General features: G+C 59.7%; 12 protein-coding genes, 2 tRNA genes and 1 pseudogene. 3 read left to right on the forward strand and 12 right to left on the reverse strand.

All coding sequences use genetic code 11. The annotated features are described in order from the left end of the window. Positions 1–5 precede the first annotated feature (5 nt). Positions 6–575, reverse strand: a complete 570-nt coding sequence (gene efp / locus BLP65_RS01570; RefSeq protein ID WP_092991903.1) for an elongation factor P — start codon at positions 573–575, stop codon at positions 6–8. A gap of 219 nt (positions 576–794) precedes the next feature. On the opposite strand from efp, the gene epmB reads away from it, so the two are divergent. Next, positions 795–1,784 (forward strand): EF-P beta-lysylation protein EpmB, encoded by a 990-nt coding sequence (gene epmB, locus BLP65_RS01575; protein ID WP_092991905.1) that lies wholly within the window; start codon positions 795–797, stop codon positions 1,782–1,784. Positions 1,785–1,865: 81 nt separating this feature from the next. Then, positions 1,866–3,941 carry an EAL domain-containing response regulator gene (locus tag BLP65_RS01580; RefSeq protein WP_092991907.1) on the forward strand — a complete coding sequence of 692 codons (2,076 nt, stop codon included), beginning with the start codon at positions 1,866–1,868 and terminating at the stop codon, positions 3,939–3,941. A gap of 122 nt (positions 3,942–4,063) precedes the next feature. Here BLP65_RS01580 and BLP65_RS01585 read toward each other — a convergent pair. The 3 genes and pseudogenes from BLP65_RS01585 to BLP65_RS01595 form a co-directional block, all read right to left on the reverse strand. Then, positions 4,064–4,435 (reverse strand): annotated as a pseudogene (locus tag BLP65_RS01585) (M48 family metalloprotease); the annotation flags it as partial. Between the two features lie 62 nt (positions 4,436–4,497). Beyond that, positions 4,498–6,384, reverse strand: coding sequence for an ATP-binding cassette ATPase Uup (gene uup, locus BLP65_RS01590; protein WP_092991911.1), 1,887 nt, complete (start codon positions 6,382–6,384; stop codon positions 4,498–4,500). A 151-nt stretch (positions 6,385–6,535) separates the two neighbouring features. Further along, positions 6,536–7,120: a DNA-J related domain-containing protein gene (locus BLP65_RS01595; protein ID WP_092991913.1), complete on the reverse strand. Its 585-nt coding sequence runs from the start codon at positions 7,118–7,120 to the stop codon at positions 6,536–6,538. Between the two features lie 147 nt (positions 7,121–7,267). Between BLP65_RS01595 and BLP65_RS01600 the strand changes: the two genes are divergently transcribed. Then, a complete protein-coding gene (locus BLP65_RS01600; protein WP_092991915.1) occupies positions 7,268–9,907 on the forward strand; it encodes a calcium-translocating P-type ATPase, PMCA-type in 2,640 nt (879 codons plus the stop codon). 190 nt (positions 9,908–10,097) lie between these two features. Here BLP65_RS01600 and BLP65_RS01605 read toward each other — a convergent pair whose 3' ends face one another. The 8 genes from BLP65_RS01605 to ybgF form a co-directional block, all read right to left on the reverse strand. Continuing rightward, complete coding sequence (locus BLP65_RS01605) at positions 10,098–11,066, reverse strand: YihY/virulence factor BrkB family protein (protein WP_175452394.1); 969 nt, start codon at positions 11,064–11,066, stop codon at positions 10,098–10,100. A 22-nt stretch (positions 11,067–11,088) separates the two neighbouring features. Continuing rightward, positions 11,089–12,624, reverse strand: a complete 1,536-nt coding sequence (locus BLP65_RS01610; protein WP_092991919.1) for a class I adenylate-forming enzyme family protein — start codon at positions 12,622–12,624, stop codon at positions 11,089–11,091. 282 nt (positions 12,625–12,906) lie between these two features. After that, positions 12,907–12,983 (reverse strand) — tRNA-Met (locus tag BLP65_RS01615). Between the two features lie 201 nt (positions 12,984–13,184). Further along, positions 13,185–13,260, reverse strand: a tRNA-Lys gene (locus tag BLP65_RS01620). A 66-nt stretch (positions 13,261–13,326) separates the two neighbouring features. Further along, positions 13,327–14,628 carry a YeeE/YedE family protein gene (locus BLP65_RS01625; protein WP_175452395.1) on the reverse strand — a complete coding sequence of 434 codons (1,302 nt, stop codon included), beginning with the start codon at positions 14,626–14,628 and terminating at the stop codon, positions 13,327–13,329. Between the two features lie 76 nt (positions 14,629–14,704). Then, the gene (queC, locus tag BLP65_RS01630; RefSeq protein ID WP_092991921.1) at positions 14,705–15,388 is read right to left on the reverse strand and encodes a 7-cyano-7-deazaguanine synthase QueC; all 684 of its coding nucleotides are present in this window, start codon (positions 15,386–15,388) and stop codon (positions 14,705–14,707) included. 124 nt (positions 15,389–15,512) lie between these two features. Continuing rightward, the gene (gene queE / locus BLP65_RS01635) at positions 15,513–16,190 is read right to left on the reverse strand and encodes a 7-carboxy-7-deazaguanine synthase QueE (protein ID WP_092991923.1); all 678 of its coding nucleotides are present in this window, start codon (positions 16,188–16,190) and stop codon (positions 15,513–15,515) included. Positions 16,191–16,198: 8 nt separating this feature from the next. Next, positions 16,199–16,981: a tol-pal system protein YbgF gene (gene ybgF / locus BLP65_RS01640; RefSeq protein ID WP_092991925.1), complete on the reverse strand. Its 783-nt coding sequence runs from the start codon at positions 16,979–16,981 to the stop codon at positions 16,199–16,201.

Consider the following 16,981-nt stretch of genomic DNA (forward strand, 5'->3'; position numbering starts at 1 on the left):
TACGGCTACTCCTTAGCGCGGGAGATGTATTGCCCCGTGCGGGTGTCGACCTTAAGCACGTCACCGATGTCGATGAACAGCGGCACTTGTACCACGGCGCCGCTCTCCAGCCTCGCCGGCTTGGTGCCTCCGGTCGCGGTATCGCCGCGGATACCGGGGTCGGTCTCGGTTACCGCGAGCGTCACGTGATTGGGCGGAGTGACACTGATAGGTGCACCGTTCCAGAGGGTTACGGTGCAGATATCCTGTTCCTTCAGCCACTGCCTGGCGTCGCCGACGGCAGCTTCATCGGCACTCACCTGCTCGAAGGTCTCGGTGTTCATGAAGTGCCAGTGTTCTCCATCGCTGTAGAGGTACTGCATTTCGGTGTCGAGAACGTCAGCAGCCTCGATGTTCTCACCCGATTTGAAAGTCCGCTCAATGACACGCCCCGTCTTCAGGTTGCGAATCTTGACGCGGCTAAACGCCTGCCCCTTACCGGGTTTGACGAATTCATTCTCGACGATAGCCGCCGGATCGCCGTCCAGCATCACTTTGAGGCCGCGTTTGAATTCGTTGGTGCTGTAAGTCGCCATACCTATCCTCTAGTGTTTAAACCCGAACACCCACTGCGAAAGGCCCAAAACCCGTTATGCTTTTGCAGCCTTTGGGTTTTTGCGGTGAATCATGAGGCCGAAAGACCTGCAGCCGCCGGGACTGTATAATCCGCCCGAACCTTCCGGCGCGGGTAACCGGCCGCCGAGTGAGACCCGAAAAGAGAGCGGTGCGGCACAAAGCCGCCGGATAAAGACGTAATGATAACCCGAAGCGAAGACTGGAAAAATGCCTTGGCCGACACAGTGCGGGATCCGGCCGAACTCATCGAGCTGTTGAATCTGCCACAAGAGCTTGTCGAGCCGGCCCGCCAAGCGGCCGCCGCCTTCCCGCTACGGGTGCCCAGGGGGTTTATCAACCGCATGAAGCCCGGCGACTCTTCAGATGCAGTGTTGCGCCAAATCCTTCCCCTCGGTGCGGAAAACACGCCACTGGCAGGTTATAGCACGGATCCGGTGGGTGACCGCTCGGCCGCGGCGCTACCCGGATTACTGCACAAGTATCACGGCCGCGTACTGCTGGCGATCACCGGCGCCTGTGCAGTTAATTGCCGGTACTGTTTCCGACGCCACTTCCCCTACAGCGCGGAAAATCCGGCTCAGGGGGATTGGCAGCAAGCGCTGGGCTACCTGCGGCAGCACGGGGAGGTGAATGAAGTCATCCTCAGCGGGGGCGATCCGCTGGTCTATGACGATGAACGACTGGCCGAACTGACGCAGCGACTGGCCGCTATTCCCCATTTGCAGACGCTACGCATTCATTCGCGTCTTCCGATCGTCCTTCCGGAGAGGATCAATGATCCGTTACTGACCTGGTTGACCGGCAGTCGACTGCAACCGGTGATGGTGGTGCACGTCAATCATCCGGCCGAACTGAATCACGAAGCCACTGCGGCGCTTGAGCGGTTGAGGAGTGCCGGTATTCCCCTGCTAAACCAGACAGTACTGTTAAAGGGCGTCAATGATCATCCCGATACCTTGGCTAAACTAAGTGATAAGCTTTTTGCCGCAGGAGTGATCCCCTATTATCTGCACCTGCTCGACCGCGTACAGGGAGCTGCTCACTTCGAGGTACCCGAAACGCATGCGATTGAACTCGTCGCGACTCTGCGGGCCCGTCTTGCCGGCTATCTGGTACCGCGCCTGGTACGCGAGATTGCAGGGGCTCCCGGAAAGATCCCAATCACCTGAGAAGTGGGAAACCATGGAGGGTTCCGATACAAGTAGGCCCCTGTCGAACCGGGGGAACCAGAACATAACGGATGAACGCCAGTGAAACACGAAGACATCATCCACATCATTGTCATTGACGACTCTTCGAACGATGCCGAAACCGTAGCGAACCGGCTGCGTAACGCCGGTCGTGTAGTCCGCGCCGTCCGGGCGGAGGATGACGAGGACCTGCGCAAGCACATGGCTGAGCACCAATGGGATTTGGTGCTCAGTAAACCCGAAATTCCCTATTTTACTGCCCATGACGCTCTGGACGTGATCGGCAAGATGAGAGTGGATCTTCCCGTCCTCATTATCGCGGATGATGCCTCTGATCAAACCGTAACCGACCTGCTAGAGTCGGGCGCCCGCGATGCGGTTTTGATGGCGCGTCCGCAACGGCTGCTGCAAACACTCCTTCGCGAGGTGGATGACGGCCACAAACGCCGGCAGTACCGAAATTGCGAACGGCTGCTGCAGGAAGCCAACAAAAGGGCCCAGGGACTGGTGGAAAGCTCGCGAGATGCGATTGCTTATGTCCACGACGGCACCCATGTCTTCGCCAATTCATCCTACCTCGGCATGTTCGGCTACTCCGATTTCACCGAGCTCGAAGGCCTTCCCATCATGGATATGGTTGCGCCGGAAGACCAGGGCAAATTCAAGCATTTCCTGCGCCGCTACACCAAGAGCAGCACCGGGGCCGGCACCATTGAAGTACAGGGTCTGAAATGCGATCAGTCCACGTTTAAAGTGGCCATGGAATTCTCTCCGGCAATGTACGAGGGTGAGAGCTGCATCCAGATCATCATTCGGGATCAATCCCTCAACAAGGCCCTGGAACAGAAACTGGATGCTCTCTCCAAACAGGACCTGCTGACCGGCGTCTACAACCACCAGTTCTTCCTCGACGCCCTGAAAAAGACCGTCGGAAGAACCGGGCAGCACGGTGCCGTGCTCTACATTCGACCCGACAATTTCACGGAGCTGCGGCGCAAGATCGGTATCGCCGCCAGCGATACGGTGCTTGCCGATATCGCCACGGTGATCAAAAACGAGCTGCAAGACGGCACCGAGGCAGTGGCACGATTCGAATCGAATATCTTTACCGCCATCCTGCGCGAGGCGGATACCGACAGGGCCGACAGCGTCTCACAGCGCATTCGGGATGCGGTAGCCGCACACATTTCCGAGGCCAGTGGCCGGTCTGTCAACACCACCTGCTGTATTGGCATAGCCCTTTACAATGAGTCTGTTCGCGACCCGCAGGCGATTATCACCCGGGCTGAAAAGGCCTACAGTCAGGCCGTCGCGAAAGGCGGCGGCAGCGTCAGCACCTATCGCCCGGGCAACGAAGAAATGGCCGACACGGAGCGCCTTACGCTTTGGGAGAAGCAGCTGAAACACGCGCTGCGCAGCAACAGCTTCCGCTTGCTCTACCAACCGGTGGTGCATCTCCAGAATAATGAAACGGAAAACTACGAGCTGTTGCTGCGAATGCTGGGGAGTGACGGTGCCGAAATCGACCCCGGCGAATTCATTCCAGCGGCAGAGAAGACCGGGCTAATGGTGGCCGTAGATCGATGGGTACTGGCCAACGCCGTAAAAGTGCTTTCAGAACAGCGACAGCCCGGCAAACACACCAACTTTTTCGTAACACTTACGGGGGCCTCCGTCCGCGACACCCGACTTCTGCCCTGGCTGCGCGATTTGGTCAGGTCCGCCCGGCTAAACGGCAACACGCTGACTCTGGCCGTCAGTGAATCGGTGGCCAGCAGCAATATCAAAGCGCTGAAGGTTATCGCCGAAGGTGCCAGGCAACTGCGGCTGCAGATCGCCCTGGAGAACGTGGGGCTGGCACCAAACTGCATGAACCTGCTGAAACATTGCGAGGCCGATTTTGTGAAGATCGATGGCAGCCTGATTAGCCGGATGAACCAGGACACGGCCATCAAGGAAACGATTCTGCAGATTACGGCCAGTGCCAAGGAGACCGATAAACAGGTGATCGCCGAATCCGTTGAGGATGCCCAGACACTCGCTACCATCTGGTCCTCGGGGATCGACTTCATTCAGGGCCATTTCGTACAGTCGCCATCATCAAAGATGGAGTACGACTTCAGCTCGGCCGGTTAACAACCACCCTTCAGAACAGCATTTACCACTGGGAACACAGCGGCAGGGACGATACAAACTTCAGGGCTCCCTGTGTCACCCAGTGGTTGCCATCCTGTACTCCTCCCCTGTACCCGGTTGGTTCAGGACCCGCGTTTGAGTGCGGCGATGCGCTCCTCGAGAGGCGGATGGGTCATGAACAGACGCTTTAGGCCCTGACCGATCACTCCATTGATACCGAACGCGGCCATGCGATCCGGCAGGTGAGGCTGTCCGGCAGTCAGGCGCAGGCGCTCCAGCGCGACGATCATGTTGCCGCCACCGGCCAAACGGGCGCCGCCGGCATCGGCACGGAATTCACGGCGACGGCTGAACCAGAACACGATCACCGAAGCCAGGATCCCGAGCACGATCTCGGCGATGATCGTTGTGATCCAGAAAGCCGGTCCATGTCCCCGCTCCACCTTGAAAACCACCCGGTCCACCACGTGGCCGATCACCCGCGAAAGGAAGATTGATATTGGGGATGCCATGAATACGTCCCTGTAGTCTCGACGGCCGCGGGTTGGTTTACCGTCTATGCCGACTCCAGACTCTCCCACTGCCGGTAAGCATCGGACAGTTCGTCTTCAAGGGCCTCCAGGCGCGCCTTGGTCTCGGCAATGTGCTGATTGGGAGCGCGATAAAAGTCGGGATCGGCCATCTCGTGGTGAATCGCATCGATCTGGCCCTCCAGTTCCTCGATTCGCTGCGGCAGTGCATCCAGTTGACGCTGCTCCTTGTAACTGAGCTTGCGGGAATCGGTTTTCTCTTGCCCGGCAGGATGCGGCTTTGCCGTCGGTGCGGGTCGTTTTTCGACCCGCTTGGGCGTCTTTCGCTGACGCAGCCACTCCTCATAGCCACCCACGTACTCCCCGATGCGGCCATCTCCTTCGAACACCAGGGTACTGGTGACTACATTGTCCAGAAAAGCACGGTCATGACTCACCAGCAGCAGAGTGCCGGAGAACTCATAGAGCCGCTCCTCAAGCAGTTCCAGCGTCTCCACATCGAGGTCATTGGTGGGCTCGTCCATCACCAGCACGTTGGCCGGTTTCAGGAACAGCTTGGCCAGCAACAGACGATTGCGCTCACCCCCGGAGAGAGTGCTCACCGGAGAGCGACAGCGCTGGGGAGCGAAAAGGAAGTCCTGGAGATAGCTCATCACATGGCGGCTCTGGCCGCCCACGGTGACCATGTCCCGCCCTTCGCCGACATTATCGATGACCGTTGCGGTCTCATCCAGCTGGGCGCGATACTGGTCGAAATAGGCCACCTCCAGCCGCGTACCCGGCTTCACCTGCCCCTGGTCGGGCTGCAATTCGCCCAGCAGGATCTTCAACAGCGTGGTCTTGCCCACGCCATTCGGGCCAATCAGTCCGATCCGGTCGCCACGGAAAATCGTGGTGGTGAAGTCGCGGATAAGAGTATGCCCCTGGTAACCGTGGCTGACGTTTTCCACTTCGGTGACGATTTTCCCGGAGCGCTCCGCATCATCGAGTTGAATCCGCGCCGTACCCACCCGCTCACGCCTTCCCTGTCGCTCCTTCCTGAGTTCCTGAAGGCCGCGCACCCGTCCCTCGTTACGGGTGCGTCGCGCCTTGATCCCCTGCCGGATCCAGGCCTCTTCCCGGGCCAGTTTCTTGTCGAAATTGGCCTGCTGACGCGCCTCTGCCTCCAGCGCCTCGGACTTGCGGCGCAGATAGGTGGCATAATCCCCCGGCCAGCTCGTCAACTGCCCACGGTCCAGCTCGACAATGCGGGTGGCCAGGCGCTGCAGGAAGGCACGGTCATGGGTGATGAACAGCAGGGCACCGGAGAAACCGCTCAGAAACTCTTCCAGCCAACGGATGGCATCGATATCCAAATGGTTGGTCGGCTCGTCCAGTAGCAACAAATCGGGCTCGGTCACAAGGGCGCGGGCGAGCATCACGCGCCGCTTGAGACCACCGGAGAGTTCACCAAAAGCGGCATCGCCATCCAGCGACAGCTTGGAAAGTGCGGTCTCAACCCGCTGATTCAGCTGCCAGCCACCTTCCGCCTCAAGGCGTTCCTGGACGCTCTGCAGGCGCTGGAGCAGAGCTTCACCGCCACTGGCGGCGAGACGATGACTCACCTCGTGGTACTCTGTCAGAAGCGCCCCTTGAGCCCCCAGCCCACCAGCAACCACATCAAACACATCGGAATCGACGCCCATGGGGACCTCCTGTCCGAGTCGGGCCACCACCAGCCCCTCGCTGCGGACCACGTCGCCCTCGTCGGGGATCAGCTCCCCGGAAAGGATATGCAACAGAGTCGACTTGCCGGTGCCGTTTCGGCCAACCAGGCAGACCCGTTCACCGGGCTCGATCTGCAGATCAACACCATCGAGCAGCAACGGACCGCCGAAGCCGAGTTTGATTTTTCGTAGGGTAAGCAGAGGCATGGGGCTGGTTTTCTTTTCCTTAAAACGTTCAGTGAAGGCAGCAATACTCGACAACTTCGATTCGATTGCGAATGGATAGTTTAATGGAAAGCAGGGTTAGGCGTCTGTGCCCGGAATCGTCTGCCGTCGGAACCCGCGCCGACGATGCCGCCTACTGGTGGTAATAGCGGCTCAATACACCCATGGCGTGGTTGAGGTCCTGAAGACGAACCTGGTCCCCGCCCCGATCCGGGTGATGGCGCATGGCAAGCTGGCGATAGCGGTGTTTGATTGCAGCGTACTCCACCGGCTCACTGAGTCCCATCAGGGCTAGCGCAGAACCCTTCTCGCCGTCGGCGTCGAGCCGCCCCCGAAAGCCATCCAGCAATACCAGTACCTCCTTTTCAGAGGTGCTGGTGAGCTGCGAGAAATCCAGGTAATACTCACGTAGCGGGTCGCTGGTCGCGATCGCTTCGGTACCGGAGCAGTACGGCTCAAGCACAATCCGCAACGCTCCGATGGCCAGTTCCCCCACCTGCTCTTGTCGATAGCGGTCCCGCAGCCGAAAGAGGATATGAAAAAGCAGAAAATGCCGCTTAAACAGGCCGAGAAAATCGGTGGGGTAAGTGCGCTCAAACTCCGGCCACCCCGCTTTGCGCAGGCGTGAAATTAACTCGAACTCCCCCAAGCCGGATGGATTGCGATGCAACTCATGGCCGATCACCCGCTCCAGCCGTTTGATGCGTTCTGAATCCATGTCAGGATCCTACCGGGTGGGGCACTCCCCTGCCACAGTGATTCGCCCTGCACTTGCTTTTCCTATGCTTAGGACACTCCTGACTATCCGACGCGATTTCGACGGATACTCTTCCGTTGCAATGCTGCGCCCCTACATGAGGAGCCAATGGAATCAGCGATACAGAACCGGAATGGCGACACACCCTGGCATGCGCTCTCTGCCGCGGAAGCGAAACGCCGGCTTCACGTCTCTTCCGAAAAAGGCCTCTCGGCTTCGGAGGCCGATGGCCGGCGTGAGCGTGAAGGACCCAACCAGCTTGAAGAGCCGCCACGCGCCGGTCCCGTTCGGCGTTTTCTCGAACAGTTCAGGGGTCTGCTGATCCAGCTGTTGCTGTTTGCCGCTGTGCTCTCCGCTGCCATCGGCCACCTGCAGGACGCCGTCGTCATCACCGCCGTCATCATAATCAATGCCTTCATGGGCTTTTATCAGGAGCATCGGGCCGAGCGTGCCCTGGAGGCTTTATCGGCGATGCTGGCGCCCGAGGCCGAGGTGCGCCGGGACGGACACCGGCAGATGCTGCCCGCATCGGAACTGGTCACCGGCGACGTGGTCCTGCTGGATGCAGGTGACCGGATCCCGGCCGATGGCCGCATCCTTTCCGCCCACGGGCTGGAAGTAGACGAATCAGTGCTCACCGGTGAATCCGTACCGCTTGGAAAGAGTGTCGAGCCGGTCGCACCCGAGGCGTCGCTCACCGAGCGCCAGAACATGCTTTACATGAACACCACCGTAACCCGGGGCCGTGCCGAAATGCTGGTGACTGCCACCGGCATGCGCACCGAGACCGGACGGCTGGCCCAGTCACTGACCGCACAGGAGGCCGGCCCGACACCGATGCAGGTGGAACTCGATGTGCTCGGACGCCGTCTGGCTGCGGTAGCCGGGGTTATCGTCGCCCTGGTAATGGTGAGCTCTCTGCTACGGGGGGCCGACCTCACCGAGACCATTATGCGTTCCATTGCCTTGGCGGTGGCCGCGGTTCCCGAAGGACTCCCTGCCGTTGTCACGGTCACGCTGGCACTGGGGGTCCACCGCATGGCGGCCCAGCACGCCATCGTCCGGCGCCTGGCTTCGGTCGAGACGCTGGGCTCCACCAATGTCATCTGTACGGACAAAACCGGCACGCTCACCCAGAATCTCATGACGGCCCGCATGCTCTATTTTCGCGGGAGAAAAATCGCTCTCTCCGAAGCCGGCAATGAGGCCGAACTGGACCCGATACTGGCGCCGCTTGCGCTTTGCAATGATAGCCAGATTCGACACGAACAGATCATCGGCGATCCGATGGAGGCCGCCCTGCTTCGTCTGGCGCGGGATAGAGGTTTTGAACAGGAACGACAGCTGGAGCGCTGGCCGCGAGTAGCGGAGGTGCCATTCGATGCAGCCCACAAGTACATGGCCACCTTCCACCTGGACGCCAATCGGGTCCGTATCTTCCTCAAGGGTGCCCCCGAAGCGCTGCTCCCGCTCTGCGGGAAATACCGGGGAGCAGAGGGCATATCGCCGCTGGATGAGGATTCCGTCCGGGCAATCCTGGACCTCAATACCGAATTCGCGAGTGCCGGACTTCGCGTACTGGGAGCCGCCGAAAAGGTCATCGATGCGGCTGAATTCGACGCCGGCGACGACCTCAAGGGCTATCTGCACGGCCTGACGTTCACCGGGCTGGTCGGGCTCATGGATCCTCCCCGTCCGGAGGCCCGCGAAGCGATCGCCCGTTGCGGCAAGGCCGGTATCGACGTCAAGATGATCACCGGCGATCAGAAGGTCACCGCTTCGGCCATTGCCCATGAACTGGGCATCCGGGGCGACGTACTGACCGGAGGAGAGCTGGAGAAGCTGAGCGACGACGCCCTGGCTGAACGAATCACGGCCATCGCCGTTTTTGCCCGCGTCAGCCCCGATCAGAAGGTCCGTATCGTCCGCGCCATCAAGAAGGCGCACCGCATCGTCGCGATGACCGGCGACGGCGTAAACGACGCGCCCGCCCTGCGCAGTGCCGATATTGGTGTGGCCATGGGGGCCGGCGGGACCGATGTAGCGCGCGAGGCGGCCGATCTGGTGCTGACCGACGACAATTTCACAACCATTGTCACGGCTGTGAAGGAGGGGCGAACCATCTACCAAAACATCGTCAAGTTCGTCCGCTTTCAGCTCTCCACCAACATCGGCGCCCTGCTCACGGTCGCCACGGCACCACTGTTCGGCCTGCCTCTGCCCTTCAATGCCATTCAAATCCTGTGGGTCAACATCATCATGGATGGTCCACCGGCCATGGCCCTCGGTGTCGATCCAGCGCGAAAAGACACCATGGCGCGGCCGCCGCGTGACCCGGAATCGAGCATCCTGTCGGCACGCCGGATCGGCAATCTGGCCAGCTACGGGACCACCATGGCGATCGGCACCTTGGGGGTTTTGGCCTGGGGACTCTCCTCAAGGGAGACCGACCATGCACTCACCCTGGCATTCACCACGTTCGTGCTGTTCCAGGTCTTCAACGCCTTCAACGCTCGCGCCGAAAGAATCTCGGCGTTCGGTCGTGACTTCTTCACCAATCGTTACCTCTGGACGGCGCTCTTTGGCGTCGTGCTGCTGCAAGTCATTGCCGTTAACTGGGCACCGGCCCGGGAGATCTTCGGGACCGTGCCGCTGACGCTGGCCGATTGGGGTATCGCCACCGGGGTGGCCGCAAGCGTCCTGCTGCTCGAGGAAGCCCGCAAACTGATCCTGCGCTGGATCGGCTAGTGGCGAGGAGCGAGTAGTGGCGAGTAGCTAGTGGCTAGTGGCTGAAACCGCAAGCGAAGATGAAGTTTCGCCCTCCCCTTGTGGGAGAGGGCCGGGGAGGGGGTAGTCCAAACAGTCCCGACCTTCCTTCGCCCCTCGTCTCTCGTCTCTCGTCTCTCGCCACTAGCTACTCGCCACTAGCCACTCGCCCTCAGGCCTTGAAGCGGTCCCGGTCTTCGCCCGCGACACGGTCGGCCGAAGTCGCACCGCGTTTACCCCGGGGGAGCGGTTCCCCGGTGGTTGTATCCGCCTCTGTCTGGATCTCCATTTCACTGTTCATTTCGGCGCCCAGCAGGACCACGAAGGCCGAGATGTAGAACCACATAAGCAGCACAACGATGGCCGCCATGGAGCCGTAGGTCTCGTTGTAGGAGCCGAAGTTGGAGACGTACCAGGAGAACAGCCCCGAGGCGATCAGCCAGAGTGCCGTGGCGGTCAGTGCGCCGTAGTTCAGCCACCGCCATCGGGGAGGACGGCGACTGGGCGCGAAGCGATAGAGAATCCCGATCCCGAATGCCGCAAGCAGTGCCAGGAGCGGCCATCGCAGCCAATTGACCAGGCTTTCTATCACCCCGGGCAGGTTTACGAAACTCAGTATTGCCGGCACCGCCACGACCATTCCGGTGGCGGCAATCACGGCGATGATCGCTCCCAGTGTCAGCAGCAAGGCGACACTGTTGAGACGAAAAAAGCCGCGATCTTCCTGCTCCTCGTAGACAATATTGAGCGCGGTCATCAATGACTTGGTACCCTTGGTCGCACTCCAGAGGGCCACGAGGACGCCAATCAACAAGCCGATACCCAGTTGCGATCCGGCACTTTGGACCACCTGCTGCAACTGGCTGGAGAGGATACTCGCCACCTCCTGAGGCATGATGCCCTCCATAGCGCCAACCAGCCGTTCGACATCGGTCGGACTGGCGACCAGACCATAGAGTGACACCAGGGCGATAAGGGCCGGGAACAGCGCCAGGAAGGCATAAAACGCCACGCCCGCAGAGACCACACTCAGATTGTCCTGGCTGACGTCTGCCTTTACCCGTTTTCCAACGGCCTTCCAGTCTCCGGCACGCAGCTGCCGCGGGCGCGATGCGTTGATTGCCTCATGATGATTCGCCATGGTTTCCATCCCTCCGATAGGGTTAGGCCGTCCACCTCATTCCGGCCAGCATTTTTCTCCTGACTTTCCCGGACGGTGTGGTCGGCAACTGATCCGAAAAAAGCAGTTCCCTGGGAAGCATGTGGGGCGGCAGGTGATGACGACAGAACCGCAGCAGCGTGTTGACGCCGGGGGACGACTCCGGGAGCGGCACGACCACCGCCCGAACGACCTGTCCCAGCAATTCGTCGTCGATACCGACGACGGCAACTTCCTTGACGTCCGGGTGCCTGGCGATAACCTCTTCAACCGCTCCCGGCGAAAACCGGTGGCCACCGCTTTTGATCATTTCATCAGCACGGCCGACCAGATAGAAGTAGCCGTCGGCATCCTGCCAGGAGAGATCACCGGTGTGCAGCCATCCGTCGCGCAAGACCTCGTCGGTCGCCTTCGGGTTGCGCCAGTATCCTGCCATGATGTTCTGCCCACGGGCACAGAGCTCTCCGATGCTACCGTGCACCACACACTTGCCCTCTTCATCCCTGATACTCAGTTCAACTCCGGGAATCGCCATACCGATTGAACCCCGCTTCTCGGTCCATCGCTCCGGGGGTAGCCAGGTGAGGCGGGCCGTCGCCTCGGTTTGACCGTACATCACGTAAAACGCGACGCCGGGCAATTGCGCCCTGACCTGATCGACGGCATCAGCCCGCATGCCGCCACCAGCCTGCGCGAGATAACGCAAGCGCGGCAGCGGCTGTGCGAACAATCCGTGCTGAAGCGCAAGGTAGTATGTCGTCGGTACGCCAAAAAATCCGCTCACCTCCTCCTGCGCCAGAAGCTCTCGCACCACATGTGGATAGGCCATTCCATTGCCGATAACGAGGCGTGCACCGGCGGCCATATGGGTGTTGAGAATGGAGGTGCCATAGGCATAGTTCAGGGGCAGCAGACAGAGACCCGTATCCTCCTGCTGCAAATGGAGATACCCCAGAATGGAACGGGTATTTGCCTCGAGATTACCATTGGTAATCATCACCGCCTTGGGATTTCCGGTAGTTCCGGAGGTGCAGGCAAGGGTGGTCAATCGGTCGGAATCGTTGAGGGCATCATAATCGGGGTCACTTGATCCCTCTGTCAGAATGGCATCCCAGGCAACCACCGGCGCATCCGACGAAACGCCAGGGAATCGGCTTCCCACCAGTACCACGCCAAGCGTCGGGGGCTGAGCGCACGACGCCTCCCGAGCATGGTCAGCCCCTTCCGTAATCAGCCATTTGGCCTCGACCCTGCTAGCCATCGCGGCAAGCTCCGAATTCCGCGCATCGGGCCTGAGCGGCACGACCACAGCCCCGGCGGCGATGATCCCGTAGTAAGCGGCAACGTACTCGACTCCGTTGGGCAGCGCCAGAATCACCCGGTCGCCGCGATTCACCCTCCTGCGGAAGAACCCGCAAACCGCACGTACCATCGACCAAAGCTGGTTGTAAGTAACCTCGAGCGCATCATGCCGAATGGCCCCCCGATCTCCGTGGGCAATTACCGAAGCCTCAAGCTGATGCACAATGCTCCTGTCCATGGAGTCCACCTTCCCGGAATCAGGCCGGTTCTGTCGCCGCGCGACACCAATCAGTGTCGCCAAGGCGATTGATAAACATAATGGCGTCACGCGCAGAAAAAATCCCCTACAGGTGCCGCTCCCCAGAAAATTCGGCAAGTACCGTTCAGGATAGCCGGTTTACCGCTCTTCAAGAACTTGTCCAAACATTCACCAAAGCAAACACCGACAGCAACAGCCGGCCAAAAGACCCTGCAAAAAAAAAACGCCGACACGGATGAACGTATCGGCGTTTCTTGAAGATGGTAGCGGGGGCAGGATTTGAACCTGCGACCTTCGGGTTATGAGCCCGACGAGCTACCGTACTGCTCCACCCCGCAACTGATAATCTCCCGGTACTCCGGGAGGAGCGAAAGGTTAGTGGCTGCACTCGCAACATGCAACCTCTAATTCAAAAACCTTTCATCTCCTGCTCGTCAGAACCCGTATCGATCACCCTTGCGGCGCCGAATTCCGATGAACCCCGGAGAATGAAAAAAGGGTTATCCTTGTAACCCTTTTTTCAATCCGTAAGCACTGATTGGTGGGCCGTGTTGGAATCGAACCAACGACCACCTGATTAAAAGTCAGATGCTCTACCAACTGAGCTAACGGCCCGTGAGAGGCGGCATATAGTACCGGACTCGCCAAAAAAGGCAAGCCCGGTACGCGACCGTTTTGCGCTTAAATGGCCTCGAGCTTGCGCATGGCATTGGGAACCAGACGCATGTCAGCCAGAGCGGTTACCAAGGCCTTCGGGAAAGTCGCTTCATCCTCGTAAACCATTTTGTAGTACTGGATTTTCATGGTTAGCGCGCTACCAAAGATGATCGAGGCCAGAGCCATCATCGAACCCACCGCGAGCGTGGAGAAACCGGTGATGCCTTGTCCAATAGTGCACCCCATAGCCAGTACACCACCGAACCCCATCAATATGGCGCCGATGAAGTGGTTCATGAAATCACGAATCGACGCGAACCACTCGAATCGGAAACCGCCACTGAGAATGGCCCAAATGAAAGAGCCGGCGACCACACCCAGGACCGCGACCACACCGAAGGTCAGGGCGGTCTTGGCGAACCCATCGGAGGCATAACCTAGCGTTTGTCCCATCGGATTGATGAAGGTGTAGGACTGCGGATTGAACGCCGAACTGCTGGGCTTGGCATCCCACCCCTCGTGAACAGCATCGTTCATGTCCCAGTGGGTCTTGGCCGGGTCAAGAAACTCACTGACCGAGACGGTCATTTCACCTTCAAACGAATCCTCGAAAGTGAGGCTGATGTTAGAGCTCACATACCAGGCGCCGACGATCGCGACGCCAACGACGAGACCGCCGAGTACGTTATCGAGGCTGCCGCGGAAATCGGCGGACTTGAATGCAAAACCGAGCAGCAGCACCCCCAGAGCAATACCTATCCACAGGCGCGCATCTCCGGCACCCTCGACACCGGCCAGAATAGTACCCAGGTCCTGCTGTCCACCCTCCAGATTGACCGCCAGTGGCCGAATCCAGTCGAGGAACAGCAGCGACATCAGCGTCTGGTCACTGCCCGGGAGCGGATTAATCATGAAGTAGGCAATCACGGCGATGACACCGAACACCATTACGGACTTCAGATTGCCGCCGCCGATGCGGATCAGCGTCTTGTTGCCACAACCCGAAGCGAGCGTCATCCCGATCCCGAACAGCAGCCCGCCAAGGATATTTTCGGCCCAAATCAGGTTCCCCGAACGATAGGGAGGGAAGGATCCGTCGGCCTGGACCAGGCCAACCGCTTCGAGTCCGGTCACACCGAGCAGTGCAATGGCAATAGCGAACATCCAGGAGCGCATGCGGCCCCAGTCGCCCATATTGACTGCGTCGGAGACGGCACCCATAGTGCAGAAGTTCGTCTTGTTGACGACAGCTCCCATGATGAGTGCGAGACCGAAGGCTCCCAAAAGCAGCGCCTGATGCGCCTGGGAAAAATTTTCGAATAACAATGTTCTCTCCTCCAGTGGTGTTCCTTATATCTTCGGGAGCCGTGCATGTCCGCACAATAGCCCGATAGGAATATCATTATGTTTTATAAGGCGTCGGATCGGGAACGCCCGCCTCATGGAAACCGGCCGCACGCAGCCGACAGGAATCACAGATACCACAGGCGTTTCCGCCGAAATCCGGATTATAACAGGACAATGTCAATCCATAATCCACACCCAACCTGTGGCCGGTGGCGATGATCTCCGCCTTGGTCATGGAAACGAGCGGTGCGTGAATGGAAAAGCATTGACCTTCGGCCCCGGCCCTGGTGGCCAGATTGGCGGTCTTTTGGAAGGCATCGATAAATTCCGGGCGGCAATCCGGATACCCCGAATAATCGACGGCATTAACGCCGATAAAGAGGTCCAGAGCACCCAGCACCTCGGCCCAACCCAGCGCCAGAGAGAGGAATATGGTGTTACGTGCCGGGACATAGGTGACAGGTATACCCTCCGAGGGCCCCTGCGGTACCTCAATGCGGTCATCGGTCAGGGCGGAGCCTCCGAACTGCCGCAAATCGAGCGTGAAGATGCGATGCTCCCGCACCCCCAGGCTCTGCCCCACCCGCCGGGAGGCCTCCAGTTCGATCCGGTGCCGCTGCCCGTAGTCAAAGCTGAGGGCATAGCACTCGAAGCCCTGGTCGCGGGCCATCGCCAGCGAGGTGGCGGAGTCCAGTCCGCCGGAGAGAAGGGCAACCGCTTTTTTGGGGAGACTATTCATAGACTGGCCACAGCCAAATTCACCGCCAAGATCGCGAAAGGATCTGTCATGGCAGGAACTGATTTCTTGTCCATCCAGCGACTCTTCTCAGCGAACGGTTACACCCATTTGCAATGGGTGTGATTTAACGGCCCGCCTCGTCATTCCACAGCAGCTTGTGCAGCTGGATCTGGAATCGGACCGGAAGGCGATCTTCGATAATCCAGTCCGCCAGCTGGCGCGGTTCGAACCGGCCGAATACTGGCGAAAACAGAACCTCGCAACGATCAGCGATTCGATAGCGCTTGATCACCGCACGAGCCCATTCGTAATCATTACGGTCGGCGATCACGAATTTTACCTGATCGCTGCCAGTCAGGAGCTTCAGGTTTTCCCAGCGGTTTTTGCTCTGCTCGCCGGACCCGGGCGTTTTCAGGTCCATCACGCGCACCACCCGCACATCGACATTGGACACATCAAGGGCGCCGCTGGTTTCCAGTGAAACCTGATAATCGGCATCACAGAGTCTGGCGAGGAGTTCCAGACAGCCCCGTTGGGCCAGCGGTTCACCCCCGGTGACACAGACATGCCGCACCTCACCATATCCCCGCGAAGCTGCGACCTGCTTCACCTCTTCCATGATGGCATCCAGGGTCATGGTATGGCCACCGGTGAATGCGTAGGAGGTATCACAGTACGTGCAACGCAGCGGGCAGCCGGTCAGACGCACGAACAGGGTGGGCCAGCCCGCGTCACGGGCCTCACCCTGCAGGGACAAAAATATCTCGGTGATCCGCAGCGTGGTGCGGGAGGCCCCTGCCATTAAGGTGATCAGCCGCCCTGCTTGCCGAGGCGCTTCAGCAGATTCTGCGCCTGGTCCGCCTCGGTGGTCCCCGGGTAGCCATTGACCAGCTGTTCAAGAACCGGTCGCGCCTTCCCATCCTGCTCTAGCTCGTGATAGCTGTAGCCGATCTTCAATAGAGCCTCTGCCACCTTGGGGCTCTTGGCGTGATTATCCACCAGGGCGCGATAGGCGGTGATCGCCTTGTCGAAATCACGCCGGGCATAGCTGGCCTCTCCCAACCAGTATTGGGCGATGTGAGCGTAGCGACCATCCGGGTGCTGCTCCAGAAAGTTTTCAAAGGCGTCGATCGCCTGCTCATAGCGCAGCTCCCGAAGGATATCGAAGGCTTCCTGATAGGCCTGTCGCTCGGCAGCCAGTTCAGCGGTGCTCGGGCCCTTCACGCCCTGCTCCGGCTTTGCCGCTCCGGTACCGGTTTCGCTATCGGGCCCGACTTGCGATCTGGCGTCCACGCCAGCAGTCGGGATACCCTCCCGCTCCAGACGCGACAGCCGCCGGTCGGTATCCAGGTAGAGGTCGCGCTGGCGTTTCTTGAGGGATTCGAGCTCGTGGCTCACCTCTTCCAGCTCACCACGGACCAAGGCAAGCTCCCGCTGCTGGCGGTCGATCCGGGTCAGCATCTCCATCAGCGACTGGCTCTCCATCAATCTCTCGAGCCGCTGAACCCGGTCTTGCAAATCGTTTCGCTCGGCCGCCTGAACCGGTAGGGCGGTGAGCAGCACGAAGGGGATCAGGTAGCGCAGCTTGATCAT

Source organism: Thiohalomonas denitrificans (genome assembly GCF_900102855.1).
GTDB lineage: Bacteria > Pseudomonadota > Gammaproteobacteria > Thiohalomonadales > Thiohalomonadaceae > Thiohalomonas > Thiohalomonas denitrificans.